This window comes from Sphingobium sp., assembly GCA_023266575.1.
Lineage (GTDB): Bacteria > Pseudomonadota > Alphaproteobacteria > Sphingomonadales > Sphingomonadaceae > Sphingobium.
In genome coordinates, this window is the sequence record JAHFPV010000013.1 from 34202 (window position 1) to 59377 (window position 25176).

24 protein-coding genes are annotated in these 25176 nt (G+C 64.3%); 16 read left to right on the plus strand and 8 right to left on the minus strand.

What is annotated here, in order from left to right; translation table 11 throughout:
• Nucleotides 1–48 precede the first annotated feature (48 nt).
• From Q0D44_RS13345 to mnmA, 6 genes are all read right to left on the minus strand, one after another.
• Entirely contained in the window at nt 49–2175 is a 2127-nt protein-coding gene (locus tag Q0D44_RS13345) for a sodium-translocating pyrophosphatase (protein WP_294137071.1), read from the minus strand.
• A gap of 218 nt (nt 2176–2393) precedes the next feature.
• A complete protein-coding gene (gene thiL, locus Q0D44_RS13350) occupies nt 2394–3308 on the minus strand; it encodes a thiamine-phosphate kinase (protein WP_294137072.1) in 915 nt (304 codons plus the stop codon).
• Between the two features lie 97 nt (nt 3309–3405).
• Nucleotides 3406–3855: a transcription antitermination factor NusB gene (nusB, locus tag Q0D44_RS13355; RefSeq protein ID WP_294137073.1), complete on the minus strand. Its 450-nt coding sequence runs from the start codon at nt 3853–3855 to the stop codon at nt 3406–3408.
• Between the two features lie 94 nt (nt 3856–3949).
• Nucleotides 3950–5239: a histidinol dehydrogenase gene (gene hisD / locus Q0D44_RS13360; protein WP_294137074.1), complete on the minus strand. Its 1290-nt coding sequence runs from the start codon at nt 5237–5239 to the stop codon at nt 3950–3952.
• Nucleotides 5240–5344: 105 nt separating this feature from the next.
• Nucleotides 5345–6007 carry an ATP phosphoribosyltransferase gene (gene hisG / locus Q0D44_RS13365; protein ID WP_294137075.1) on the minus strand — a complete coding sequence of 221 codons (663 nt, stop codon included), beginning with the start codon at nt 6005–6007 and terminating at the stop codon, nt 5345–5347.
• Nucleotides 6008–6196: 189 nt separating this feature from the next.
• On the minus strand, nt 6197–7300 hold the full coding sequence (mnmA, locus tag Q0D44_RS13370) for a tRNA 2-thiouridine(34) synthase MnmA (protein ID WP_294137076.1): 1104 nt from the start codon (nt 7298–7300) through the stop codon (nt 6197–6199).
• A gap of 107 nt (nt 7301–7407) precedes the next feature.
• Here mnmA and Q0D44_RS13375 point away from each other — a divergent pair, with 107 nt between their 5' ends.
• The 3 genes from Q0D44_RS13375 (at nt 7408) to Q0D44_RS13385 (ending at nt 8586) form a co-directional block, all read left to right on the plus strand.
• Nucleotides 7408–7704 (plus strand): hypothetical protein, encoded by a 297-nt coding sequence (locus Q0D44_RS13375; protein WP_294137077.1) that lies wholly within the window; start codon nt 7408–7410, stop codon nt 7702–7704.
• 105 nt (nt 7705–7809) lie between these two features.
• Entirely contained in the window at nt 7810–8109 is a 300-nt protein-coding gene (locus Q0D44_RS13380) for a DUF1153 domain-containing protein (RefSeq protein WP_006952381.1), read from the plus strand.
• A gap of 219 nt (nt 8110–8328) precedes the next feature.
• A complete protein-coding gene (locus tag Q0D44_RS13385) occupies nt 8329–8586 on the plus strand; it encodes a GlsB/YeaQ/YmgE family stress response membrane protein (protein ID WP_217674270.1) in 258 nt (85 codons plus the stop codon).
• Nucleotides 8587–8685: 99 nt separating this feature from the next.
• Here the strand turns inward: Q0D44_RS13385 and Q0D44_RS13390 are convergent, their stop codons facing one another.
• The gene (locus Q0D44_RS13390; protein ID WP_294137078.1) at nt 8686–8934 is read right to left on the minus strand and encodes a GlsB/YeaQ/YmgE family stress response membrane protein; all 249 of its coding nucleotides are present in this window, start codon (nt 8932–8934) and stop codon (nt 8686–8688) included.
• 265 nt (nt 8935–9199) lie between these two features.
• Between Q0D44_RS13390 and Q0D44_RS13395 the strand changes: the two genes are divergently transcribed.
• From Q0D44_RS13395 to ribH, 9 genes are all read left to right on the plus strand, one after another.
• On the plus strand, nt 9200–10369 hold the full coding sequence (locus Q0D44_RS13395; RefSeq protein ID WP_294137079.1) for an efflux RND transporter periplasmic adaptor subunit: 1170 nt from the start codon (nt 9200–9202) through the stop codon (nt 10367–10369).
• An 83-nt stretch (nt 10370–10452) separates the two neighbouring features.
• A complete protein-coding gene (locus tag Q0D44_RS13400) occupies nt 10453–13617 on the plus strand; it encodes an efflux RND transporter permease subunit (protein WP_294137080.1) in 3165 nt (1054 codons plus the stop codon).
• Between the two features lie 58 nt (nt 13618–13675).
• Nucleotides 13676–14941 carry a DUF445 domain-containing protein gene (locus Q0D44_RS13405; protein WP_294137081.1) on the plus strand — a complete coding sequence of 422 codons (1266 nt, stop codon included), beginning with the start codon at nt 13676–13678 and terminating at the stop codon, nt 14939–14941.
• Nucleotides 14942–15247: 306 nt separating this feature from the next.
• The gene (locus tag Q0D44_RS13410) at nt 15248–15970 is read left to right on the plus strand and encodes an energy transducer TonB (RefSeq protein WP_294137082.1); all 723 of its coding nucleotides are present in this window, start codon (nt 15248–15250) and stop codon (nt 15968–15970) included.
• 80 nt (nt 15971–16050) lie between these two features.
• On the plus strand, nt 16051–16521 hold the full coding sequence (locus Q0D44_RS13415) for a hypothetical protein (RefSeq protein WP_294137083.1): 471 nt from the start codon (nt 16051–16053) through the stop codon (nt 16519–16521).
• Nucleotides 16522–16556: 35 nt separating this feature from the next.
• Nucleotides 16557–17510, plus strand: a complete 954-nt coding sequence (ribD, locus tag Q0D44_RS13420; protein WP_294137084.1) for a bifunctional diaminohydroxyphosphoribosylaminopyrimidine deaminase/5-amino-6-(5-phosphoribosylamino)uracil reductase RibD — start codon at nt 16557–16559, stop codon at nt 17508–17510.
• 106 nt (nt 17511–17616) lie between these two features.
• Nucleotides 17617–18231 carry a riboflavin synthase gene (locus Q0D44_RS13425; RefSeq protein WP_294137148.1) on the plus strand — a complete coding sequence of 205 codons (615 nt, stop codon included), beginning with the start codon at nt 17617–17619 and terminating at the stop codon, nt 18229–18231.
• Between the two features lie 72 nt (nt 18232–18303).
• Entirely contained in the window at nt 18304–19587 is a 1284-nt protein-coding gene (ribB, locus tag Q0D44_RS13430) for a 3,4-dihydroxy-2-butanone-4-phosphate synthase (RefSeq protein ID WP_294137085.1), read from the plus strand.
• Nucleotides 19588–19597: 10 nt separating this feature from the next.
• The gene (ribH, locus tag Q0D44_RS13435; RefSeq protein ID WP_294137086.1) at nt 19598–20020 is read left to right on the plus strand and encodes a 6,7-dimethyl-8-ribityllumazine synthase; all 423 of its coding nucleotides are present in this window, start codon (nt 19598–19600) and stop codon (nt 20018–20020) included.
• A gap of 166 nt (nt 20021–20186) precedes the next feature.
• Here the strand turns inward: ribH and Q0D44_RS13440 are convergent, their stop codons facing one another.
• Nucleotides 20187–21281 (minus strand): alkene reductase, encoded by a 1095-nt coding sequence (locus Q0D44_RS13440; RefSeq protein WP_294137087.1) that lies wholly within the window; start codon nt 21279–21281, stop codon nt 20187–20189.
• Between the two features lie 69 nt (nt 21282–21350).
• On the opposite strand from Q0D44_RS13440, the gene Q0D44_RS13445 reads away from it, so the two are divergent.
• The 4 genes from Q0D44_RS13445 (at nt 21351) to Q0D44_RS13460 (ending at nt 25107) form a co-directional block, all read left to right on the plus strand.
• Nucleotides 21351–22232: a DMT family transporter gene (locus tag Q0D44_RS13445; protein ID WP_294137088.1), complete on the plus strand. Its 882-nt coding sequence runs from the start codon at nt 21351–21353 to the stop codon at nt 22230–22232.
• 9 nt (nt 22233–22241) lie between these two features.
• Nucleotides 22242–22904 (plus strand): COQ9 family protein, encoded by a 663-nt coding sequence (locus Q0D44_RS13450; RefSeq protein WP_294137089.1) that lies wholly within the window; start codon nt 22242–22244, stop codon nt 22902–22904.
• 89 nt (nt 22905–22993) lie between these two features.
• Entirely contained in the window at nt 22994–23248 is a 255-nt protein-coding gene (locus Q0D44_RS13455) for a FeoA family protein (protein ID WP_119746900.1), read from the plus strand.
• The gene (locus Q0D44_RS13460) at nt 23245–25107 is read left to right on the plus strand and encodes a ferrous iron transporter B (protein WP_294137090.1); all 1863 of its coding nucleotides are present in this window, start codon (nt 23245–23247) and stop codon (nt 25105–25107) included. The genes Q0D44_RS13455 and Q0D44_RS13460 overlap by 4 nt, the downstream gene beginning before the upstream one ends.
• Nucleotides 25108–25176 lie beyond the last annotated feature (69 nt).

Consider the following 25176-nt stretch of genomic DNA (forward strand, 5'->3'; position numbering starts at 1 on the left):
GACGCAGGGTAAGGAAATTCCTTACCCTGCGCAATATGGATTTGATGCCTACACCCCCCCATGCGCCAGCGCGGCCAGCAGCAGCAGCGCGACGATGTTGGTGATCTTGATCATCGGGTTGACCGCTGGCCCGGCGGTGTCCTTGTAGGGATCACCCACCGTGTCGCCGGTGACGGCGGCCTTATGGGCTTCGCTGCCCTTGCCGCCATGATGGCCATCCTCGATATATTTCTTCGCATTGTCCCATGCGCCGCCGCCACTGGTCATGGAGATGGCGACGAACAGGCCGGAGACGATGACGCCCAGCAGCAGCGCGCCAAGGGCGGCAAAGCCGTTGGAGACGCCAGCAACGGCGGCAATGACGAAATAGACGATGATGGGTGCCAGGACGGGCAACAGAGACGGGACGATCATTTCCTTGATCGCCGCCTTCGTCACCAGATCGACCGTGCGGGCATAGTCGGGCTTGCTGGTGCCGTCCATGATGCCCTTATTTTCCGCAAACTGCGCGCGGACATCCTTCACCACGTCACCCGCCGCTCGGCCCACGGCGGTCATGCCCATCGCCCCGAACAGATAGGGGAGCAGTGCGCCCAGCAGCAGCCCGACGATGACATAGGGGTTGGAGAGGCTGAAATCGACCGGGGCGGTAAGGCCCAGCGCCGAATTGTAGAATTTCAGATCCTCCGTATAGGCGCCAAACAGCACCAGCGCGGCAAGGCCCGCCGAACCGATGGCATAGCCCTTCGTCACCGCCTTGGTCGTGTTGCCGACCGCGTCGAGCGCGTCGGTCTTGACCCGGACGCTGTCATCCAGATGCGCCATTTCGGCGATCCCGCCGGCATTGTCGGTGACAGGGCCATAGGCGTCGAGCGCCACGACCATCCCGGCAAGCGCCAGCATGGCGGTGGCGGCAAAGGCGATGCCGATCAGGCCCGCCAGCTGGTGCGCGACGATGATGCCCGCGACGATCACCAGCGTGGGCAAAGCGGTCGATTCCAGGCTGACGGCCAGCCCCTGAATGACGTTGGTGCCGTGGCCGGTTTCCGATGCCTTGGCGATGGAGCGGACCGGGCGATAATTGGTGCCGGTATAATATTCGGTGATGACGACCAGCAGCCCGGTGACGGCCAGGCCGACCATCATCGACCAGAACAGGTCCATGCCGGTATAGCCGCCGACCCCGTCCAGATCCGCGCCGAACACGGCGTGCATGTCGCCCAGCGTGCGCCAGGTGACATAATAGATGGCGGGGATGGAGAGGATCGCTGTGACCCAGAAGCCCTTGTAGAGCGCGCCCATGATCGACTGGCTGGCCCCCAGCCGCACGAAATAGGTGCCGATGATGGAGGTGATGATGCACACGCCGCCCACGATCAGCGGGAGCGACATCAGGTTCATCTTGAAGGCATTGTCGACGCCCGCGACCAGCAGCGCGATCAGCACCATGGTCGCGCCGACGGTGACGACATAGGTTTCAAACAGGTCAGCGGCCATGCCCGCACAGTCGCCGACATTGTCGCCGACATTGTCGGCGATGACGGCGGGGTTGCGTGGGTCATCCTCCGGTATGCCGGCCTCGACCTTGCCCACCAGATCCGCGCCGACGTCTGCGGCCTTGGTAAAGATGCCGCCGCCAAGGCGCGCGAAGATGGAGATGAGCGATGCGCCGAAGGCCAGCGCGACGAGGCTGTCGATGACGAGGCGGTCGTCAGGCGCATGGCCTGCCGGGCCGGTCAGATACCAGAAGAACAGGCTGATCGCGAGCAGGGCCAGGCCCGCCACGAGCATCCCGGTGATCGCCCCCGCCCGGAAAGCGACCGTCAGCCCGCTTTGCAGCGTGCCGCGACAGGCTTCGGCGGTGCGGACATTGGCGCGCACCGAAATATTCATGCCGATAAAGCCCGCCGCGCCCGACAGGATCGCGCCGATCAGAAAGCCGACCGCCGAAGTCAGCCCCAGAAAATAGAATGCCAGCAGCGCGACGACCGCGCCGACAATGGCGATGGTGGTATATTGGCGGCCGAGATAAGCCTTGGCCCCTTCCTGAATGGCGTCTGCGATGGATTGCATGGTGGCGTTGCCCGCAGGGGCGCTTAGCACCTGGCGGCTGGTGAACAGGCCGTAGAGCACGGCCAGCAGGCCGCACCCTATGGCGATGGTGACGATTGGCATAGATGTTCCTCTCCCCCAATTATGAATTTCATCGGCCGCTCCGCAGGGAATGACGGGCGGACGAAGGGCGCATCGGCGGGCGGCCGGACGGGTGGGGTCCGGCATCTAGCACCGCGTCAATCAGCATCAGGCACACGCACATAAGCGGTCCAACCGGGCTGAGAATAGGGTGAGATGAAGCTACAGGCCAGACAGCGCGCGTCAAGCGGGTTGGGGGCCTATCCGTGTTCCCAGCCAAGTATGGCCGGTAATGGCACGGTTGCGCCGTCGATCATCAGGGTAAGGCCCGCGCCGGTGCCGACATGGCCAATGCGGATCGCGCGGACCGGGGGCGTGTTGCCGCGCGGCAGGGTGAAGAGCAGTTCATAGTCATCGCCTGCCTGTGCCGCAGCGATCTGAACGGCGATGCTGGCCCCGCGCACGCTTTCCAGCGCGGGGGAGAGCGGGATATGGTCGATGGTGACGGCGACGCCGCTGGCCTGCGCCATGCGCTGCGTGTCGATCAACAGCCCGTCCGACAGGTCCATCATCGCGGTGGCCAGCGGGGCGATCAGCGCCCCTTCCGAAAGCCGGGGCCGGGGGCGGCGATAGGCGTCGACCAGCGGGCCGGCCGCGGCGGGATCGGCGCGGGCTAGGGAGAGGCCTAAGCCCGCGTCCCCCACCGGGCCGGTGATATAGAGCATGTCGCCCGGCTGCGCGCCCGATCGCGTGGGGATGGGGCCGCTTGCCTCGCCGATCGCGGTCAGGCTGTAGCTGCGCGGGGCGGCGTCGGGCATCTTGACCGTGTCGCCGCCCAGCAGCGGCAGGCCATGATGGTCAAGCGCCTCGCCCAGCCCGACGAGAAAGGCGGCGTCCCAGCTTTCGTCCCCCGACAGCGCATAGTTGAGCAGGCAACCGACGGGGCGCGCGCCCTTGGCCGCGAGGTCCGACAGGTTCACGGCGGCGAGTTTCCAGCCAATGTCGGCGGGCGGATCGGTGGGGAGATAATGGACCCCTTCCACCATCGTGTCGCTGGTGAGGATCAGGTGAGTGTCGCCGACGGGCAGCACCGCGACATCATCCATCAACCCCTGCGCGGCGGGGTGGTTGGCCAGCAGGCGCAGCAGGGTGAGGAAGCGGGATTCCTGGCTCATACTCCATCCTCCGTTCGCCCTGAGCTTGTCGAAGGGCCGTTCTTCTTTGAAGAAAGTGCGGGGCTTCGACAGGCTCAGCCCGAACGGATTTTAGTGTTTATGACCCCCGAGCGTCCTTGGCCACCGCATCCAGCAAGCCGTTGACGAAGCCGGATTCGCGCTTGTCGTAGAAGGCGTGGGCGACGTCGACATATTCGCTGATGATCGTCGCGGTCGCGATGTCGGCGCGGGCGAGCAGTTCATAGGTGCCTGCGCGCAATATCTGGCGCATCGGCTTGTCGAGCCGGTCGAGGCTCCAGCCGCTCGACAGGCGGGCGACGATCAGCGCGTCAATCTCGTCGCGGCGCTTGTCCACGCCGGACACGACATCGTCGAAAAACGGCTCCTCCGCCGGGGCGTAGGTCACGTCCTCGATGGTGGCGCCCAGGCGATGGGCATGAAATTCGTGCAGCAGGACATGGACGGGGGTTCCCTCCATTTCGAGCTGATACAGCGCCTGCACCGCGGCAAGGCGCGCGGCGGAGCGGGATTTGGAGCGTGCGTTCATAAATAGTCCAATAGCCGTTCGGGCTGAGCTTGTCGAAGCCCAGTCCTTCTTAAGGAAAAGTGCGGCCCTTCGACAGGCTCAGGGCGAACGGAAATTACTGCAATCTTAGTGCCACTGACGCAGCGTGCGCAGGCAGGCCTTCGGCTTCGGCCAGCGCCACAGCCGCCGGGCCGATCGCGCGGATCGCGGCATCGTCGAGGCTGAGGAAGCTGGTGCGCTTCATGAAATCCAGTACGGAAAGACCCGACGAGAAGCGCGCACGGCGGCCGGTGGGCAGGACGTGGTTGGGACCGGCGACATAATCGCCGACCGCTTCGGGGGTCATGCGACCGAGGAATACCGAACCCGCATGGCGCACTTTGGCGAACAGCGCGTCGGGATCATCCACCGCCAGTTCGAGATGTTCGGCGGCGAGGCGGTTGACCAGCGGCATCGCTTCCTCAAAATCGCGCACGACGACGATCGCGCCATTGGCGGTCCAGCTGGCGCGGGCGACCTTCTTCGTGGCGAGCTGGCCAAGCCGTCCCTCGACCGCGCGTTCGACCGCATCGGCAAAGGCCGCGTCATCGGTGAACAGGATCGACTGGCTGGTCGGGTCATGCTCGGATTGGCTCAAAAGGTCGGCGGCGATCCAGTCGGGGTCGTTCTTTGCGTCCGCTACGACGACGATTTCGGATGGGCCAGCGACCATATCGATGCCGACCACGCCGTATAGCTGCCGCTTGGCTTCGGCGACCCAGGCGTTGCCGGGACCGGTGATGACGTCAACCGGCGCGATCCGGTCGGTGCCATAGGCGAGCGCGGCGACGGCCTGCGCCCCGCCGACGCGCCAAATTTCCTCGATCCCCGCAATGTGTGCGGCGGCCAGCACCAGCGGGTTGATCTCCCCATTGGGGGTGGGCGTGACCATCGCGATGCGCTGCACGCCCGCGACCTTGGCGGGGATGACGTTCATCAGCAGTGAGCTGGGATAGGCGGCGCGACCGCCCGGCACATAGAGGCCCGCGGCGTCCACCGCGCTCCAGCGCGCGCCCAGCCGCACGCCCGCGCTGTCCACGCCGTCGCTGTCCACGGGACGCTGCTTTTCATGATAGGCGGTGATCCGCGCGGCCGCGAGTTCGAGTGCGTCGCGCAGCGTGCTGGAAATGCCGTCGAGCGCGGCGCGGGTTTCCACCGCTGTCACGGCCCATCCGGTGACGTTCAGGTCATGATGGTCGAAACGCTGCGTGTAATCGGCCAGCGCTGCGTCGCCGCCAGCGCGCACGGCTTTCAGGATCGCGGTGACATCGCGCGAGACATCCTCATCGGCCTCACGGCGCGCATCGACCAGCGTAGTGAAGGCGGCGGCGAAATCGGGGGCGGTGGTGGTGAGGCGCTGGGTCATTACATTATACTCGTCATCCCAGCGAAGGCTGGGATCTCACTTTTCTTGGACCAAGCGCAGAAAAGGAAGCGGGATCCCAGCCTTCGCTGGGATGACGGTGTAGGTTCACGCCGCATCCTTGACCCCCACGGCCTTGCGAAACGCTTCCACCATCGGCGCGAGTTCGGCCGAGCGCATTTTGAAGGCGGCGCGGTTGACGATCAGGCGGGCAGAAATGGGCATGATGATGTCGGTTTCGACGAGGCCATTGGCTTTCAGCGTCGCGCCCGACGAGACGAGATCGACGATCCGCCGCGACAGGCCGAGCGACGGGGCCAACTCCATTGCGCCGTTCAGCTTGACGCATTCGGCCTGAAGCCCGCGCGCTTCATAATATTTGCGCGTTAGGTGCGGATATTTGGTGGCGACGCGGACATGGCTGATCGCGGCTTCATCCTCGTCGGCCAGGTCTGCGGGCTGGGCGACCGACAGGCGGCAATGACCGATGTCGAGGTCCACGGGCGCGTAGAGTTCGGAATAGTCGAATTCCTCGACCACGTCGGAGCCGACAATGCCGATCTGGGCCGCGCCATGGGCGACGAACGTCGCGACGTCGAACGCGCGCACGCGGATGATCGACACGTCGGGGCGATTGGTGGCGAAGCGCAGCGCGCGGCTTTTCTTGTCATGAAACTCCGCCTCCGGCTCGATACCGGCTTTGGCGAGCAAAGGCAGCGCCTCATCGAGGATGCGGCCCTTGGGAATGGCGAAGGTGAGGGTGCGAGTCATGACGCGCGGGCCTTAGCGGGGCCGGGGGGGGAGGGCAAGGATTTGGGGGGATCTAATCCTCCTTGCGCCGCAGGCGTGGGGAGGGGGACCGCTCGCAAAGCGAGTGGTGGAGGGGCAATGCGCAGGTCGTGCCGTTTCCCCTCCACCACGCTTCGCGCGGTCCCCCTCCCCAAGCAAGCTTGGGGAGGATTAGGCGTCCACCATCGCGCTTTGCGTGCTGGCGATCCAGCCGCCGCCCAACACATGATCGCCATCATAGAGCACCGCCGCCTGCCCCGGCGCGACGCCATATTCGGGGGCGTCGAACAGCAATTGTCCGTCCACCAGACGCGCGGGGGTGGGCTTAGCCATCGACCGCACTTTCGCCGTCAGCGGTCCGGCAAAGTCGCGGCCCAGCCAGTTGATGTCGGTGAGTGTCGCGCCCGATACCGCCAGTGCCGCCTTTGGTCCCACGATCACGCGCTTGGCCGGAGCGTCCAGGCGGATGACGTAGAGCGGATCGGGCTGGCCGCCAATCTCCAGCCCCTTGCGCTGGCCGACGGTGAAATGGATCATCCCCTTGTGCCGGCCCAGCACTCGGCCATCGACATGGACGATATCGCCGCCTTCATCCGCGTCGGGGCGCAGTTTGCGCACGATTTTCGCATAATCGCCGTCGGGGACGAAGCAGATGTCCTGGCTGTCGGGCTTCAAGGCTACGGCCAGCCCCAGTTCGGCGGCGATTTCGCGCACCATCGGTTTCGGTAACCCGCCGAGCGGAAAGCGCAGATAATTAAGCTGCGCCTGGGTGGTGGCGAACAGGAAATAGCTCTGGTCGCGCGCGGGATCGGCGGCGCGATGCAGTTCCGCGCCTTGAGCACCCTCGACCCGGCGGACATAATGGCCGGTGGCTAGGCAGTCGGCCCCCAGATCGCGCGCAATCTGGAACAGGTCGGTGAATTTCACCCCCATATTGCATTTGACGCAGGGGATGGGGGTGCGCCCGGCCATATATTCGTCGGCAAAGTCGGCAATCACCGAATCGCGGAAGCGGCTTTCATAGTCGAACACATAATGGGCGATGCCGATGCGGTCGGCGACCGCGCGCGCGTCGCGTATGTCCTGCCCTGCGCAACAGCTGCCGGTGCGGCCGACCGCCGCGCCATGATCATAAAGCTGGAGCGTGACGCCGATCACTTCCGCGCCGGTTTTGGCGGCAAGCGCGGCGACGACGGAGGAATCGACCCCGCCGGACATGGCAACGACAATGCGCCGCGCATCGAGCGGCTGGGTTAGCTGAAACTCTGGCTGCATGGCTGTGCCTATAGGGATGATGGGCGTCGGGTGCCAGTGTTTCAGCTTTGCGACAAAGCGAGCGCCCATTTACCGACCCTTATCCATTGCCGCGTAGAAGCAGCGTCATGGATTTGAGTTTTCTTCGGACAGGCGGGCTTACCCCCGCCAATGCCAGACCCCTAGGCCGCACGCGCGTGCCGGTCTGGCCGTTCCTGCGGGCTGCCTGTGCAGCACAGCAGGCGGCCAGCCCGACTGCGCTGGCGGTTGCGGGCGTCCTGCGGGGGCAGGATGGAACGGAGGACTGGATCCAGGAACTGGCGGGAATTTTCGCGCCACGTTCCGGCGGCATGATCGAAGCCGTTCGGCTCGCAGGAAGCTTTAATCCGCTGATCGCGAACCGTTTAGCTGTGGGGAAAGGATGATGAAGGTGGCGTTTACCTTGGCGCTTTAGCCGTTCTTCAGGGCTGATGTGGATAAGGGGTTCGCTGCTGGATTTGACAACGCCAGCGCCGCTTTTGAGGGTAGTAATGATCGAAAACCAGAAAATACGGCCAGCCCAGGTCGTCGGGCCGCTCGGAGAACCGCTGACGCTGGACAGCCTCCCGCCACCGGACACGACCCGCTGGGTCGTGCGGCGCAAGGCGGAAGTCGTGTCGGCCGTCAATGGCGGTTTGCTGACCGTGGACGAAGCGTGCGCGCGCTATAATCTGACGCTGGAAGAATTTGCCGGCTGGCAGCGGGCGGTCGACCGGTCGGGGATGCACGGCCTGCGCGTGACGCGCATCCAATATTATAAATCCCTCTACGAACGGCAGCAGAAATACTGATCCGCACAGGCGGAGATATATTCAGGCCAAGCAAAAAGGGGTCGCCGGGCAAGGCTCGGCGGCCCCTTTTGCTTACGGATCAGGAAAAACCGCCTGTAACGACGCGGGACGGGGATGGTTTCCCGGCCGGAATCATTTTTCACCCATGGAACAGGCTGCCCCTTGCACCGTTAATCCCTCAGCACCCAACCCGCTGGGGGCGTGGTCAAGGAGAGTATCATGGGCATCATTATGTGGCTTGTCGTTGGTGGCATTATTGGCTGGCTTGCCAGCATGGTCATGCGGACTGACGCGCAGCAGGGCATCCTGCTCAACATCGTCGTCGGCATCGTCGGTGCGTTCATCGGCGGCATGATTTTCAGCGGCGGTTCGATCAACAATGCGGGCCTGACGCTGTACAGCTTCCTCGTTTCGCTGGTCGGCGCGATCATCCTGCTGGCGATCGTCAATCTGGTCCGTCGCGGGTCGGTGCGCTAACCACACCTGTCACGACTGACCGCCCAAAAGGCCGCGCTCCTCACCGGGCGCGGTCTTTTTTGTTGGTCCAAAATTCGCTCTTCCGAGGATTCTGAAAAACTATCTCCGCGCGGCGAACCAGCGGTATAGGGCCAGCACGGCGATCGATCCCAGGATCGCGGCGATGAAGCCTGCGCTCTGGCCCGGTGCATAGAAGCCGGCGAGTCGCCCGACAAAGCCCGCCAACAGCGCGCCGGCAATGCCCAGCAACATGGTGACGATACAGCCGCCAGGGTCGCGTCCCGGCATGATCAGCTTTGCGATTGCCCCGGCCAGCAGGCCGATCATGATCCAACCCAGCAAATCCATGGCGCGCTCCTCTCCCTCGATGTTTCGCACCCGGCACATATAGCGCCATAATCGGGGGCTTTTGGCAAATGAATCCCGTTCCGGGCCGCCGCCCGTCCCGTTCGCGCCCAACGAACCACCGTGCCATTTCCGCCGCTTTGGCTTATACTGCCGCGCAATATCGCTTTGCCCTCCCCCTTTGACCCATGATATTGGGGCTTGAGGGCGGTGCTATATTCATATAACACAGCTGCTGGATGGCGAAGCGCCGGAGAGACAGAATCGCATGAATTACGAAACCCAGGTCATGGCCGACTCAGCGGTCGTCATCGACGACGAGGATGCGCGCACGCGCAAGCGGCGGCTGTGGCTGGTCGCGGCGGTGATCGTCGTGGCGCTGGTCGGCAGTGCCGTGTGGATTTCGATGCGGGGCGGCGGCGCGGCAGCGCCTGCCGTTACGGCGCAGGTGCCGGTCGTCACGGTCAGCAGTCCGGGCCAGTCGACCGTTGCGCGCACGGTGACCGCCACCGGATCGCTTGGTGCGCGGATCGACATGCCGGTCGGCGTCGTGGGTGAAGGCGGCATGGTCAGCAGGGTGCTGGTGCAGCCGGGCGACTGGGTCCGCGCCGGACAGGTGCTCGCAGTGATCGAACGGTCGGTGCAGGTGCAGCAGGTCAATTCGCTCGCCGCGCAGGTCGAGGTTGCCCGCGCCGACGCCAAGCTGGCGCAGGCGCAGCTGGATCGCGCCAAGGCGCTGGTCGGGCGCGGCTTCATCAGCGCGGCGGACATAGACCAGCGCACCGCGACCCGTGACGCGGCCAATGCGCGCGTCAATGTCGCCGTCGCCCAGCTGGCCGAACAGCGTGCCCGCACCGGGCGGCTGGACATTCGTGCGCCTGCCAACGGGCTGGTGCTGACCCGCGTGGTTGAGCCGGGGCAGATTGTGGGGTCTGGCAGCGGCGTGCTGTTCCGCATGGCCAAGGATGGCGAGATGGAATTGCTGGCGCAGGTGGCCGAGGGTGACCTGGCGGTGCTGCGTCCGGGCAATAGCGCCATTGTGACTCCGGTGGGTGGCAAGGATAAGTTTGCCGGACGGGTATGGCAGGTGTCGCCCGTGGTTGATCCGCAGACGCGGCAGGGCATTGCCCGCATTGCGCTGCCCTATCAGGCGGCGATCCGGCCGGGCGGCTTTGCTGCCGTGACTATCACCAGCGGGTCGGGCAGCGCGCCCTTGCTGCCGGAATCGGCGGTGCAGAGCGATCCCAAGGGCAATTATGTCTATGTCGTCAACGGCAAGAATGAAGTCGAACGGCGCGCCGTGACCGTAGGTCAGGTGTCGGAGGCGGGGGTTGCCGTGACCAGCGGCATCACTGGCAATGAAAAGATTGTGACGTCGGCAGGCGCTTTCCTGACGCCGGGACAGAAGGTCAAGCCGGAGCGCCTCAAGGCTTCGTAAAATATAGGTTGCGCCCTAGTGTCAGGGTGGCTGTGCGACGGGATGAAGGGACGGATTGCGTCCGGCGAAGGAAGCTGTAGCCCATGAATTTTCGGAATATATCGGCTTGGGCCATTCGCAATCCGGTGACGCCGCTCGTCATGTTCGCGGCGCTGTTGCTGGCTGGTCTGGTCAGTTTCAGCCGCATGGACATCAACAATAATCCCGACATCAGCTTTCCGATGGTCAGCGTCGTCGTCAGCCAGCCGGGCGCTGCCCCGACCGAGCTGGAAACCCAGGTCACCCAGCGGGTCGAGGCGGCGGTGCGCGGCATCAGCGGCGTGGATGAAATCACGTCCTTCGTGTCCGAAGGCCGGTCGCTGAGCAACGTCCAGTTCGTGATCGGCACGCCGGTCGACCGGGCCGTCAACGACGTCAAAAACGCGGTCGACCAGATTCGCAGCGACCTGCCCGACGGCATTTTGGAACCGCAGGTCACCCGCATCGACATTGATGGCGGGCCGATCGCCTATTTCAGCGCCGAAGCGACCGACATGACGCTGGAAGAGTTGTCCTGGTATGTCGACAATACCGTGGCCAAGCGGTTGCGGTCGATCAGCGGCATGGCGGCGGTCAATCGCGGTGGCGGCGTCAGCCGGGAAATCCGCGTCATTCTGGACCCCGCCAAATTGCAGGCGTTCGGCATCACCGCCGCGCAGGTCAACCAGCAGTTGCAGCAGGTCAACATCAACGCGGCGGGCGGGCGTACCGAAATTGCCGGGGCCGAACAGTCGATCCGCGTGCTGGGCAACGCCGCCAATGCGCGCGATCTGGGCGCGACCCAGATCGCCATCAGCGGCGGTCGCACGGTCAAGCTGGCCGACATCGCCGATGTGCGCGACATGTATGCCGAACAGCGCAACCTGTCGCTGATGAACGGGCGTCAGGTCACCAGTTTCAGCATGGAAAAGGCCAAGGGCGCGTCCGACGTCACCGTCTATGACGAGGCGATGAAGGAGCTGGACAAGCTGCGCAAGGAAAACCCCAAGGTCACCTTCAAGCAGCTCTATACCAGCGTCGATTACACCAAGGACCAATATCATTCGGCGATGGCCGCGATGATCGAAGGCGCAGTGCTGGCGGTCGTGATCGTGTTCCTGTTCCTGCGCGACTGGCGATCAACGATGATTTCGGCGCTGGCCATCCCGCTGTCGGCTATTCCGGCCTTCTGGTTCATGGACATGATGGGCTTCACGCTCAACTTCATCTCGCTGCTGGCGTTGAGCCTGGTGGCAGGTGTGCTGGTCGATGACGCTATCGTGGAGATTGAGAATATCGTGCGCCATATGCGCATGGGCAAAAGCGCCTATCAGGCGTCGATCGACGCGGCCGACGAAATCGGTCTGGCGGTGCTGGCGACGACCATGGCGATCGTCGCGGTGTTCCTGCCCGTCGCGCTGATGCCGGGTATTTCCGGGCAGTTCTTCATCCAGTTCGGCATGACCGTGGTCGTGTCCGTCCTCATGAGCCTGGCGGTGGCCCGGCTGATCACGCCGATGCTGGCGGCCTATTTCCTCAAGGCCCATGGTGCCCAGAGCCATGGCGAGGGGTGGATGATGGACCGCTATATGGACGTGCTGCGCTGGTCGCTCGATGAGCGCCGTGCCATCGCCCATCGAGCGCGGGGCGGGTGGCGGCGTTTTACCGCGATTTTCCTGGATCACCGGATGTGGACGGTCGGCTTTGGCTTTCTGGCCTTTGTCGCGACGATCATTGCCTTTGCGACCTTGCCCATGACCTTCCAGCCGGTCACCAATACCGATTTCAGCCAGGTGAAGATCGAGACTGTGCCGGGCAGCACATTGGCGCAGACGACCGCGATTACCCGCCGGGTCGCCGATATGCTGGCCGCCGACACCGAAGTGGTCGATGCGGCTTTTGCCGACATCGAAACCACTAACGCCGACATTTTCCTGACGCTCAAGAAGGATCGCCCGATCTCGTCAGTGGACTGGGAGCGCAAGATTGCGCCGAAATTCCAGACGATCGCCGACGCGCGGGTGAATTTCCAGTCGCAATCGGGTGGTGGCTTTGGCCGCGATATCATCCTGATGTTTGGGTCTGACGATCCGGTGAAGCTGGATGCAGCCGCCAACGAACTGGTCGCCGAAATGGCCAAGATCCGTGAGTTGCGCGCTCCGCGTGTTCAGGGCGACATGCAGCGGCCGGAGATTATCATCAAGCCGCGGCTGGACCTGGCCGCCAGTATGGGCGTGACTACCGCTGCATTGAGCCAGACCATCCGCATCGCGACGATTGGCGATATCGACCAGAACAGCGCCAAATTCTCGCTGTCCGATCGCCAGATTCCGATCCGCGTGTCGATTGCCGAAGATAGCCGCAAGGATATCGGCACCATCGAAAATATGCCGGTGCCGACAATTAATGGTGGATCGGTGCCGTTGAAGGTTGTCGCCGATATCAGCTTTGGCGCAGGGCCGACGCAGATTCGCCGCTACAACCAGATCCGCCGCATTGTCGTCGGAGCCGACCTGGCACCGGGCATCGTCACCAGCCAGGCCAATGCCAAGATCAATGCCATTCCGATCATGAAGCAGATCAAGGAAGGCAAGTTGCAGGGCGTGCAGCAGATTACTGCAGGCGATGCGAAGTGGCAGGGCGAGATGATCGAAAATTTCATCATCGCCGTCATTTCCGGCATTCTGCTGGTGTTGGCGGTGCTGGTGTTGCTCTACAAGCGGATCATGCCGCCCTTCGTCAACTTGGGGTCGCTGGTGCTGGCTCCGCTGGGCGGTGCGCTGGCGCTGCATATCGCTGGCCAGCCGGTATCGATGCCGGTGCTGATCGGCCTGCTGATGCTGCTCGGCATCGTTGCTAAAAACTCGATCCTCGTCATCGACTTCGCACTGGAGGAGATGGAGAAGGGCGTGCCCAAGTTCGAGGCGATCATGGATGCGGGGCATAAGCGTGCCCAGCCGATCGTCATGACCACGGTGGCGATGGTCGCGGGCATGGTGCCGACGGCCCTGTCGCTGTCGGGCGATGGTGCCTGGCGCGCGCCGATGGGCATCACGGTGATCGGCGGACTGATCCTGTCGACCGTGCTGACGCTAGTGATCGTGCCGGCGACCTTCAGTCTGGCGATCGCAATCGAAAGCTGGGTCGGGCCGCGCCTGGGCCGGGGTCTGCTGACCTACAAGCCGGGCGACGACAAGGATGCGCCGGGGCATGTTCAACCGGCGGAATGATCGGGTAGCAAAACAACGCTTTGCCTGAACGAAACGGCGGCGTAACCGTTGGGGAGCCATGAAGTTGCTCCGCGTCCCCCGGCCGATCGGCGAAAGCCTGCCCAATCCCTCGCGACGGATGCGGTTGCTGGCGACGGGCATGTTGCTGGCGATGGCGGCGCTGTTCATCGCTGCGCGCAGCACCGCGCATCTGCACCCGGCCATCGGCTTCGTGCAGGCCTTTGCCGAAGCGGCGATGGTTGGCGGGCTGGCCGACTGGTTTGCGGTCACGGCCCTGTTCCGCCATCCGCTCGGCCTGCCCATTCCGCACACCGCGATCATCCCGCGCAACAAGGACCGTATCGGCGAGACGCTGGCCATCTTCCTGCGCGACAATTTCCTGACCCCTGCCGTGGTCGCGCGGCGGATGCGCGGCATGGATGTCGCCGCCGCTGCCGGGCGTTTCCTCGCCAGCCCCTCGGCGGGCGACGGACGGTTGCGCGAGGGGGCGTCGCGGCTGATCGCCGATATGCTGGAGGCGCTCGACCAGGAACGGCTGGGCGGCATGGTGAAGGGCGCGATCGGCCAGCGGCTGCGCGGCATCAATATCGGCCCGCTGGTAGGACAAGCGATCGAGGCGGCGATGCGCGACGGGCGCCATGCCCCGGTAATGGACGGCATCATCCACTGGGCGGACCGCACGCTGGAGGCGAATGATCACATGATCCGCCAGATGGTGCATGACAAGGCGGGCAAGGTGCTGCGCTGGACGGGGCTGGACGAAAATCTGGCCAATGCGATCATCGACGGGCTGCGCAAGATGCTGGCGGAAATGGCCGCCGATCCGGGTCACAGCCTGCGGCTGAAGGCCGAGGAGGGGATGGCGAAGCTCGCCTTCGACCTCCAGTTCGATATCGAGATGCAGGCGAAGGCAGCGCAAATCCGCGACGAGATTCTCGACAATCCGGCGATGCAGCGCTGGATTGACGGCCTGTGGGAACAGGCGCGCAGCGGGTTGTTGCGCGCAGTGCGCGATCCGGGCAAGGCGATGGCCGGGCGACTGGGCGAGGCGTTGCGCCAGTTGGGTGGCACGTTGCAGGAGGATGCGCGGCTGCGCCATGTCATCAACCGCTTCGTGCGCCGCGCGGCGGTGGGGGCGACCGCCACCTATGGCGACGCGATCGTCCGGTTGGTCAGTGACACGGTGCGCGGCTGGGACGCGGGCACTATCACCAATCGGCTTGAGGGCGCGGTTGGCCGCGACCTGCAATATATCCGCATCAACGGCACGCTGGTCGGCGGGCTGGTAGGGTTGATCATCCACGCCATCGACACGCTGTTCTAGGCTCAATCGACATTCAGCCCTGACGGCCTGCAAATGGCGGTTTCCCGTGCTTCCGGTGCTCACCTACTTTTAGTAGGCTGCGTTGAAACGAGGCACGTGACTCGTTTCAAGGGTCACGACAAACCACCATTTTACCTGCGATGGCCTGCGGCTCGGCTCGTCATCATCTGAATGTTGACCGGCTCTAACTGGTAAAAGCATAGCATCTGCGCGGCCTTAAAAAATGATGTTGCAACATATCATAGAAATATGATGTAACATGTCATGTGCCGTCCAACAGCGGGCGGGCAGGAGAGGAGTCGGGCGATGCGGATGAGCATGATGCAGGCAGCCATCGGGCATGGGAGAATAGCAGGTGCAGGCGAGAGGCCGACACCGTCGGGCTATCGCAGCGGCACCGGGTCGCCGGTTGGTATTGGCGGGGCGATCGCCGTCCATGCGCTGGTGATAGGGGCGTGGCTGCTGATCCCCAAGGAGGTGATCGACACGGTGTTCACCCCGCCGCCGATTGAAACCTATCCGGTGGAAGCCGACAAGACACCCCCGCCTGAACCCATCGAGCCGACGGTCGAGAAACCGATAAAGACTCGCCCGACCGAGCAGCAACCCACCGCTATGGACCCGATCGTGCCTGGCGCGCAGGGCGATCCGGTCATCACCGGCGGCGCCGGGACGGGAGACGGGATTGATCCTGGCCCCACCATCATCTTGCCGCCCATCGATCCGCCCCATGTGCCTGTGCTGGTCGATGCCGGCATCGATCCGCGCGCGCTGTCGCAGTTTCAGCCCGACTATCCCGGTGCGATGATCCGTCAGGGACTGGAAGGGGCGGTGACGGTGCGGGTCACAATCAATGCCGCAGGGCGCGTCACTGACATTGCAAGAATTTCGGCGACCGATGAGAGTTTCTGGATCGCCACCCAGCGCCACGCCCTGCGCAAATGGCGCTTCCGCCCCGCCACGCGCGATGGCGTACCAGTGGCGACGACGAAAACGCTGACAGTGCGCTTCACCCTGACGGACCGGTGACGCGCGACGCCCATCTTCCCCCAAAAGGGGAGGATGGGCGTTGCATCACCCCTTTTGCATCCGGGCGCGGCCTGCACTATATGGACGACATGGCGATTTTTCCCCGTCCCGTTTCCCCCAAGAGCGCGCTTGGCGATCTGTGGGGCTATTTCCGCCAGCCGCGCCAGCATAAATGGCCGCTGCTGGGCGTTTCCATGGCGTTCACCTGGGTGATCGTCTGGACCTTCATCACCGACGCCAACACCAACACCATGCCGACGCGCAACAAGATCATCTATGTCCAGAGCTGGGACGCGAATCGCAGCGATGCGGCGATCATCCTGCAACAGAAAATGGACCTGGCCCGGCGCGACGCCATATTGCAGAAAAATCAGGTGGAGATGCAGAAGATCGCCGATGCGTTCGGCATCGACTGGCGCAAGGATGAGGCGCGCAATACCGCCCGGCGCAAGGAAGCGGTCAAGCAGATCAACGCCATGCTCGACCAGCGACTGGTGAAGGCGGAGGCTGAGAGCAAGCCGGGCGCGCAACCGGAAGTCGCCAAGCCCTGAGCCAGACGTCGACGCCCGCCGCCGACCGGCGTTTCATGGCCGCTGCCATCGCGCTGTCGGCGCGCGGGCGCGGGCTTTCTACTCCCAATCCCAATGTCGGCTGCCTGATCGTCAAGGACGGCCATGTCGTCGGGCGTGGCTGGACGCAAAAGGGTGGCCGCCCTCATGCCGAAGCGCAGGCGCTGGGGCAGGCGATGGAGCAGGCCCGTGGAGCGACGGCCTATGTGACGCTGGAACCCTGTTTCCATCTGTCGCCGCGCGGGCCGCGCTGTGCCGACCTGATGGCGCGTGCCGGGGTGGCGCGGGTAGCGATCGCGCTGCGCGATCCTGATCCGCGCACCGACGGGCAGGGCGCGGCCTGGCTGCGCGAACGCGGCATCACGGTGGAAATGGGGCTGCTGGCGGAGGAAGCTGCGCGCGCCATGGCGGGCTTTGTGCTGCGCCAGACGCGCGGGCGGCCGCATGTGACGCTGAAACTCGGCCTCTCGCTCGACGGGCGAATCGCGCTGGCCGATGGCTCCAGCCGCTGGATCACCGGCCCGGATGCGCGCGCCCATGCCCATGTAGAGCGGGCGCGGCACGACGCGATAGTGGTGGGCGGCGGTACGCTGCGCGCCGATGCGCCGGGGCTGGATGTGCGGCTGGCTGGGCTGGAGGATCGGTCGCCGCGCCGGATATTGCTCAGCCGGGGCGATGCGCCCGATGGCTGGGAACGGATCCGCGCGCCCGACGAGATTGCGGCGCTCGACCGGGTCGATCATCTGCTGGTGGAGGGGGGCGCGGAAACGGCAGCTGCATTTCTGCGCGCGGGGCTGGTCGACCGGCTGCTGCTTTATCGCGCACCAATCATCATCGGCGCGGGGCTGGCGGGGATCGGCGACATTGGCCTGATGGACCTGGCCGATGCACATGGCCGCTGGCGGCTGACTGACCAGCGACGGCTGGGGGTCGATCGTCTGGAGGTTTACGAGGCGGTGTCGAGCGCTTAGAGCCACTTAACAATTTCCGTTCGGTTCGAGCTTGTCGAGAACAGTGCGCGTCGTTCTCGACAAGCTCGAACCGAACGGATGTGGTTTATAAGGGCCTTTGCGTTTCATGTTCACCGGCATCATCACCGACATCGGCACCATCCGCCAGGCGGAGCAACGCGGCGACCTGCGGCTGGTCATCGGCAGCGGCTATGACATGGCGTCGGTCGCGATCGGCGCGTCGATCGCCTGTTCGGGGGCGTGCCTGACCGTGGTGGAAAAGGGCGCGGACTGGTTCGCGGTCGATTTGTCGGCCGAAACCGTCGCGCGCACCGCGCCGGGCCTGTGGGCGCAGGGCGGCCGGCTCAATCTAGAACGCGCGCTCAAGGTCGGCGATGAACTGGGTGGGCATATCGTCACTGGCCATGTCGATGGCGTGGGCCATCTGGTGTCGGCCACGCCGCAAGGCGATTCGATCCGGCTGGTCGTTGCCGCGCCTGCCGCGCTGGCCGCGGCGCTTGCGGCCAAGGGGTCGATCACGCTGGACGGTATTTCGCTGACCGTGAACAGCGTCGAGGATCAACCCGATGGCAGCGTCCATTTCTGCCTGAACATCATCCCGCATACGGCGGCTGAAACGACGCTGGACGCGCTACCGCAAGGGCGGACCTTCAATCTGGAGATTGATGTCCTCGCGCGCTATCTTGACCGGATGATGAGTGTTCGCAACCACACAATGTGATTCCCTCTTGATATAATCACACTATAATGTGATATACGGCCCATCCCGGCGATCGGGAAGGAGTCGTTTGCCATGTCCTCTGCCCTTATAGATACCGTCCGCAGCCTCATCACCGATGGCGGCATGTCGCGATCCGGCCTGGCCCGTGCGGCGGGTCTGCACGCCAATTCGCTGCGCAAGCTGGGCGAGGGGGACTGGAACCCGACCGCCGACACGCTGGGCAAGCTGGAAGCCTATCTGCTCAAGCGCGAGGGCGGCACTGCGCTCGCCAGCCCCGAAGAAATTATCAACGAAGCCCGCAACGGCCGCATGTTCATCCTGGTCGATGATGAAGATCGCGAGAATGAAGGCGATCTGGTCATCCCGGCGCAGATGGCGACCCCCGACGCGATCAATTTCATGGCCACCCATGGCCGGGGCCTCATCTGCCTGGCGCTGACCAAGGACCGGGTCGATAAGTTGGGCCTGGGCCTGATGAGCCGCAATAACGGCACCCGGCATGAAACCGCTTTCACCGTGTCGATCGAGGCGCGCGAGGGGGTGACCACCGGCATCAGCGCGGCTGACCGCGCCCGCACCATTTCCGTCGCGATCGACGGGTCGAAGGGCAAGGCGGATATCGTGACGCCCGGCCATGTCTTTCCGCTGGTGGCCAAGGATGGCGGCGTGCTGGTGCGCACGGGCCATACCGAAGCGGCCGTGGACGTGGCGCGGCTTGCCGGGCTCAACCCGTCTGGCGTCATCTGCGAAGTGATGAAGGATGACGGCACGATGGCGCGCCTTGACGACCTCATCCCCTTTGCCGCCAAGCACAAGATGAAGATCGGCACGATCCGCGACCTGATCGCCTATCGCCGCCGCCATGACCATATCGTCGAACGCCGCGCGGAATCGGTGTTTCAAAGCCAGTGGGGCGGCGACTGGAAGGCGATGAGTTTCTACAACAAGGCGACCCAGACCGAGCAGCTTGTGTTGCAGAAGGGGCATGTGACATCCGACCAGCCGACACTGGTTCGGATGCATCAACTATCGTTGCTGGATGATGTTTATGGCGCGATGGGCAAGCGTTCGGGCCTGTTATCCAAATCTATGGAGATTATTGCGCAGGAAGGAGCGGGCTTGATTGTTGTCCTGACAGTTCCAACGCCCGAAAACTTCGTTACCCGCATTCTGGAACATCATGCCGGACGCCCAGGCAGTGGCATGGATGAATTGCGCGACTATGGCGTGGGCGCACAAATCCTTGCCGAACTGGGCGTGCATGACATGGTCCTGCTGACCAACAGCCATCACAGTCTGATCGCGCTTGACGGCTATGACCTGGCCGTGGTTGGGCAGCGTCCGATCGAGCTGTAAAGGATTTATCATGGCCAAATTCCTGATCGTCGAAGCGCGTTTCTACGACCATCTCAACGACCTGCTGATCGAGGGCGCGAAAGCCGCGCTCGATGACGCCGGGCATAAATATGAGGTGGTGACGGTGCCGGGCGCACTGGAAATCCCCGGCGCCATAGCTCTGGCGGCCGAAAGCGGCCGCTATGACGGCTTCATCGCCATCGGCGTGGTGATCCGCGGCGAAACCTATCATTTCGAAGTCGTGTCGAACGAAAGCGCGCGCGGCCTGATGGCGCTCAGCATGGACGCGATCGCGATCGGCAACGGCATTTTGACGGTGGAGAATGAAGCGCAGGCGCTGACTCGCGCCAAGCCGACAGAAAAGGACAAGGGCGGCGAAGCGGCCAAGGCGGCCATCGCCATGCTGGCCCTGCGCGAAAGGTTCGGGGCGTAAGAGACGAACAATCCTCCCCTGCAAGGGGAGGATTTTAAGTAGAGCGCCGGAAAACTCGGAAAGCACCCGTCATTCCTGCGCAGGCGGGAACCCATGTCTCGTTACGCGGCTGGATTGGCGGCGGCACGTTGGGTCCCCGCTTTCGCGGGGATGACGGGTAATGTGGTTACGCCGTGACGCGTTGTTCGGCCAGTGCCGGATAGTTGGTATAGCCATCCTCGCCCGGACCATACCAGGTCTCCATACCCTTGATCGGGTTCAAAGGCGCATCGCTGCCCAGCCGTTCCACCAGGTCGGGATTGGCGATGAAGGGGCGGCCAAAGCTGATCGCGTCGGCAAGGCCGCTGTCCAGGTCTGCCTGCGCCCGTTGCTTGTCATAATCGCTGTTCAGGATCAGCGGCCCCTTGAAATGCTGGCGGATCAGCGGCGACTGGCGCGGCACCTCGGTCGCGCCGAACGTGCCGTCCGGTCCCGGCTCACGCAGTTCGAGCGAGGCGATGCCGATCGCGTTCAGTACTTCCGCCGCATGGGCGAACAGCGGCCCAGGATTGCTGTCATTCACGCCCTGCGCATCGCCATTGGGCGACAGGCGCACCGACACCTTGTCCGCGCCGATCGCATCGGCCACCGCCTGCGTGACTTCGGCCAACAACCGCACACGGTTTTCGATGCTGCCGCCATATTGGTCGGTGCGAAAATTGGCGTTGTCGCGCAGGAACTGGTCGATGAGATAGCCATTTGCGGCGTGGATCTGCACCCCGTCAAACCCGGCGCGGATCGCATTGTGCGCGGCGGTGACATAAGTGTCGATCAGGCCGGGAATCTCTTCTGTCGCCAACGGCCGGGCGGTCTCGAACGGCGCTTTGCCTTCATAGGTATGGGCGTCACCCGCCGTTGCGGTCGCGCTGGATGACACCGGCTGCTCGCCGGTCACGCTCGAATGGACCTGCCGCCCCATATGCCAGAGCTGGACGATGATCCGCCCGCCCGCCTCATGCACGGCTTGCGTCACTGGCTGCCAGGCGACGACCTGTTCGTCCGACCAGATGCCCGGCGCATAGGGCCAGCCCAGCCCCTGGCGCGAAATGCCGGTCGCTTCGGTGATGATCAGGCCCGCGCCGGCGCGCTGGCGGTAATAGTCGACCATGATCGGCGTCGGCACATGGTCACGAGTCGCACGGCCACGGGTCAGCGGCGCCATGATGGCGCGGTTGGGAGCGGTGATGGCGCCGATCTGGACAGGCTTGAACAGGCTAGACATGAAATCTCCCTTTATCAAAGTTGCAAATTGCAACGGGACTTGATGCTGAAAGCCAGCTAGGGAGCCGCCATGGCCAGTTCAACCCCTACCATGCGCGCGGATATTCCCAAATTCGCATTTCCTGCCCTGATATTGGCAAATCTCATCCTGCCGCTCGGCCCGGTCTTGGTACGGCTGGCCGATGTCGGGCCGGTGGCGGCGGCTTTCTGGCGGCTGACGCTGGCCCTGCCTTTCCTCATCCTGCTGGCGCTGCCGGGGCTGCGCCGCACCGCGCCGACGATCCGCGAATGGGGCGCGCTGGTCTGGTCCGGGTTGTTCTTCGCCGCCGATCTGGCCGCCTGGCATATCGGCATCCTCTACACCAAAGTCACCAACGCCACCATATTCGGCAATATGAGCGGGCTGATGCTGCCGATCTGGGGGCTGGTCATACTGCGCCAGCGGCCAAAGCGGATGCAGGCAATCGCGCTCACTCTGGCGGCAGCAGGCGCAGCGGTGATGATGGGGGGCAGCTATGAACTCTCGCCCCGCTACCTCCATGGCGACCTGCTCTGCCTGCTCGCAGGCGCGCTCTATACCGGCTATCTGCTGATCGTGCAGGGGGTGCGCGGGCGGCTGGACAGCTGGTCGGTGCTGGCGATCTCCAGCGTGGCTAGCGCGCCGCCGCTCTTGCTGTGCGCGCTGTGGCTGGGGGAGCGGATCATGCCCGGTGACTGGACCCCGCTGGTGGTGCTTGCGCTGACCAGCCAGCTGATCGGGCAGGGGCTGCTCACCTATGCGATCGGCTGGTTCACCCCGCTGGTGCTGGGCCTCAGCCTGCTGTTGCAACCCGCCGTCTCCGCCGTGCTGGGCTGGATGCTGTTTGGCGAATGGCTGAGCGTCACCGATATGATTGGGACGATGGCGGTTGCCATTGCGCTGGTGCTTGTGCGGCTGCCCTCGCGTGCCTAGATTGGGCTTATGAGCGACATTGCCGACATGACCCTTGATGAAATCCGCGCCCTGCTGGCGCCTGTGATGGCGCGCCATGCTGCCTTTGATGGCTGGCGCAAGGAAGCCGTCGCGATGGCGGCGGCGGAAAAGGGCGTCGATCCAGATATTGCCGCGCTCGCCTTTGCCGATGGGCCGGTCGACATGATCGACGCCTGGTTCGCCAGCATCGATACGCGGATGCTGGATGCGCTACCGCCCGAAACGCTCGACGCGCTGTCGATCCGGCGCAGGATCATCGCGCTGGTGGAGGCGCGGCTCAACCTGCTAGCGCCCGACCGCGAAGCGCTGCGCCGCGCCATCGCCATCCTTGCCATGCCGACCAATGCAGCGCGCGCGACCCGGCTGGGCTGGCGCGCGGCCGACGTCATGTGGCGCGCGGCGGGCGACAATGCCACCGACCTTGCCCATTATACCAAGCGGATGACGCTGGCCGGGGTCTATGCCGCCACGCTGCTGGTGTTCGTCGATGACGAGAGCGACGGCCATGCCGACAGCCGCGCCTTCCTCGCTCGGCGGATCGAGGGCGTCATGCGCTTCGAAAAGTTCAAGGCACAGGTCAAGGGTGTGGGCGGCGGCGAGCGGCTCAGCCTCGCGCGTTTCATCGGGCGGCTGCGCTACCCGGCGATATGATCTGCCGCGCCGGACGCCATTTCCTTCTGGTCTTTCCTAATCGGTATTGATAGTCACTTGCAGCAATTGCCCTGTGAGTATCCATTCCCGTGCGCCTGACCGAACTGCCCCTGCGCCAGCCTGCCTTTGTTGACCTGATCGACTGGTCCGTCCTGTCCCCGTCGGAAGGCCAGCGGCTGCGCGAATTTGGCCTGTGCGAAGGGGCGAGTGTCGAGGCGCTGCACCATGGCGGCCTGTGGGGCAAGGGACCGATCGCCTGCAAGGTGGGCCGCATGACCATCGCCATGCGCCGCAACCACGCCGCCGCCGTGACCGTCCGTACCGGACCGGACGCCGCGCCATGAGCGTGCTGCCGCTTGTCGCGCTGGTCGGCAATCCCAATGCTGGCAAGAGCGCGCTGTTCAACGCGCTGACCGGTGCGCGGCAGAAGCTGGGCAATTATCCCGGCGTCACGGTGGAGCGCAAGGCGGGACGGCTGGCGCTGGCCGATGGTCGGCCGGTCGAACTGGTCGATCTGCCCGGCACCTACAGCCTCAACGCCGCCAGCCCCGATGAACAGGTGACGCGCGACGTCGTGATGGGAAGGCAGGCGGGCGAAAGGCGGCCCGATGCGCTGGTGATCGTGGTCGATGCGTCCAATCTCGACAATCATCTGCGATTCGCGCTGGAACTGATCGCGCTGGGCCTGCCGACGATCGTGGCGCTCAACATGGTGGACCTTGCCACCCGCGACGGGCTGGAACTGGACGCCGCCGTGCTGGCGCGCGAACTGGGCGTGCCGGTGATCGCGACCGTGGCGGTGCGCAAGCGCGGGCTTGACCATCTGCGCGAAGAATTGGGCGGCCTGCTGGACAGCGCCGCGCCTGAAGCCAAAACCCTGCCGCCGGAACGCGATTTTGATGCGGTGCGCGGCGAAGCCCGCCGCATCGCCCGCGCCGCCGTCGTGCGCGAAACCCCTTCGCGCCGCCTGACTGCCGCCGTCGATCGGGTGGCGTTGCATCCCGTGTTCGGGCTGCTGCTGCTGCTTGGCTTGCTGTTCGTCATGTTTCAGGCGGTCTATGCCTGGTCCGAAGCGCCGATCGCCATGATCGAGGGGCTGGCCGAAGCCGCCGCTACCGCCGCGCGCGACGCACTGCCCGACGGGATGCTGCGATCCTTCCTGGTCGATGGCGTCATCAATGGGGTGGGGTCGGTGGTGGTGTTCCTGCCTCAGATTCTCATCCTCTTCTTCTTCATCCTGATGCTGGAGGCGACCGGCTATATGGTCCGCGCCGCCTTCCTGATGGATGGGATCATGGCGAAGGTCGGCCTGTCCGGCCGTGCCTTCATTCCTTTGCTCTCCTCCTTCGCCTGCGCGATTCCGGGCATCATGGCGACGCGCACGATCGCGGACCCCAAGGACCGGTTGACGACGATCCTGATTGCGCCGCTGATGACCTGTTCGGCGCGGCTGCCGGTCTATGCCGTCATCATTGGCGCCTTCATCCCCGCGCGCGACGTGCTGCCGGGTGTCGGCCTGCAGGGTTTCGTCCTCTTCTGCCTCTACGTTGCGGGTATCATCGGCGCGATGCTGGTGGCTTTGATCCTGCGCATGACCGTGACCAAGGGTGCCAGCGGCGGTTTCCTGATGGAAATGCCCAAATATCAGTGGCCCCGGCCGCAGGATATATTGCTCGGCCTGTGGCAGCGCGCGGTCATTTTCCTCAAGCGCGCCGGCACCATCATCTTCACCTCCACCGTGATCCTGTGGGTGCTGCTTTCCTATCCCAAGCCACCGGAAGGCAGCGCCGTCAGCCAGGTCGATTATTCGATCGCGGGGCGGATAGCAGGCGGCCTCAACGTCATATTGGAGCCGATCGGCTTCAACCGCGACATCTCGCTGGCGCTGATCCCGGCGATGGCGGCGCGCGAAGTCGCCGTCTCGGCGCTCGCCACCGTCTATTCGATCGACGCGGGCGATGACGAGGCGCTGCTGGAACGCAGCCTTGGCGACCGGCTGAAAGACCAGTGGCCACTACCCACCGCGCTGGCGTTTCTGGCATGGTTCATCTTCGCGCCCCAGTGCATCTCGACTATCGCGGTCACCCGGCGCGAAACCAATGGCTGGAAATGGCCGATGTTCATGCTCGGCTATCTGTTCGTGCTGGCTTATGTCGCGGCGGGCCTGACCTTCTGGACCGCGACGGCATTGGGCCTCAGCTGAATTTGCGCCGGATCAAGGCGGGCGCTGCCATGACGGACTAAGCCGACCGGATAGTCCTTCCTTGGAAAC

Bases quoted from the DNA above. Each gene is read 5' to 3' on its own strand.
- Q0D44_RS13410 (WP_294137082.1), top strand. From the start codon at position 15,248: ATGCGGATGAGCATGATGCAGGCAGCCATCGGGCATGGGAGAATAGCA.
- Q0D44_RS13400 (WP_294137080.1), top strand. From the start codon at position 10,453: ATGAATTTTCGGAATATATCGGCTTGGGCCATTCGCAATCCGGTGACG.
- hisG (WP_294137075.1), bottom strand. From the start codon at position 6,007: ATGACTCGCACCCTCACCTTCGCCATTCCCAAGGGCCGCATCCTCGAT.
- thiL (WP_294137072.1), bottom strand. From the start codon at position 3,308: ATGAGCCAGGAATCCCGCTTCCTCACCCTGCTGCGCCTGCTGGCCAAC.
- ribD (WP_294137084.1), top strand. From the start codon at position 16,557: ATGGCCGCTGCCATCGCGCTGTCGGCGCGCGGGCGCGGGCTTTCTACT.
- Q0D44_RS13345 (WP_294137071.1), bottom strand. From the start codon at position 2,175: ATGCCAATCGTCACCATCGCCATAGGGTGCGGCCTGCTGGCCGTGCTC.
- Q0D44_RS13460 (WP_294137090.1), top strand. From the start codon at position 23,245: ATGAGCGTGCTGCCGCTTGTCGCGCTGGTCGGCAATCCCAATGCTGGC.
- Q0D44_RS13445 (WP_294137088.1), top strand. From the start codon at position 21,351: ATGGCCAGTTCAACCCCTACCATGCGCGCGGATATTCCCAAATTCGCA.
- Q0D44_RS13450 (WP_294137089.1), top strand. From the start codon at position 22,242: ATGAGCGACATTGCCGACATGACCCTTGATGAAATCCGCGCCCTGCTG.
- mnmA (WP_294137076.1), bottom strand. From the start codon at position 7,300: ATGCAGCCAGAGTTTCAGCTAACCCAGCCGCTCGATGCGCGGCGCATT.
- Q0D44_RS13395 (WP_294137079.1), top strand. From the start codon at position 9,200: ATGAATTACGAAACCCAGGTCATGGCCGACTCAGCGGTCGTCATCGAC.
- Q0D44_RS13440 (WP_294137087.1), bottom strand. From the start codon at position 21,281: ATGTCTAGCCTGTTCAAGCCTGTCCAGATCGGCGCCATCACCGCTCCC.
- Q0D44_RS13415 (WP_294137083.1), top strand. From the start codon at position 16,051: ATGGACGACATGGCGATTTTTCCCCGTCCCGTTTCCCCCAAGAGCGCG.
- nusB (WP_294137073.1), bottom strand. From the start codon at position 3,855: ATGAACGCACGCTCCAAATCCCGCTCCGCCGCGCGCCTTGCCGCGGTG.
- ribB (WP_294137085.1), top strand. From the start codon at position 18,304: ATGTCCTCTGCCCTTATAGATACCGTCCGCAGCCTCATCACCGATGGC.
- Q0D44_RS13390 (WP_294137078.1), bottom strand. From the start codon at position 8,934: ATGGATTTGCTGGGTTGGATCATGATCGGCCTGCTGGCCGGGGCAATC.
- Q0D44_RS13405 (WP_294137081.1), top strand. From the start codon at position 13,676: ATGAAGTTGCTCCGCGTCCCCCGGCCGATCGGCGAAAGCCTGCCCAAT.
- Q0D44_RS13380 (WP_006952381.1), top strand. From the start codon at position 7,810: ATGATCGAAAACCAGAAAATACGGCCAGCCCAGGTCGTCGGGCCGCTC.
- Q0D44_RS13375 (WP_294137077.1), top strand. From the start codon at position 7,408: ATGGATTTGAGTTTTCTTCGGACAGGCGGGCTTACCCCCGCCAATGCC.
- Q0D44_RS13385 (WP_217674270.1), top strand. From the start codon at position 8,329: ATGGGCATCATTATGTGGCTTGTCGTTGGTGGCATTATTGGCTGGCTT.
- ribH (WP_294137086.1), top strand. From the start codon at position 19,598: ATGGCCAAATTCCTGATCGTCGAAGCGCGTTTCTACGACCATCTCAAC.
- Q0D44_RS13425 (WP_294137148.1), top strand. From the start codon at position 17,617: ATGTTCACCGGCATCATCACCGACATCGGCACCATCCGCCAGGCGGAG.
- hisD (WP_294137074.1), bottom strand. From the start codon at position 5,239: ATGACCCAGCGCCTCACCACCACCGCCCCCGATTTCGCCGCCGCCTTC.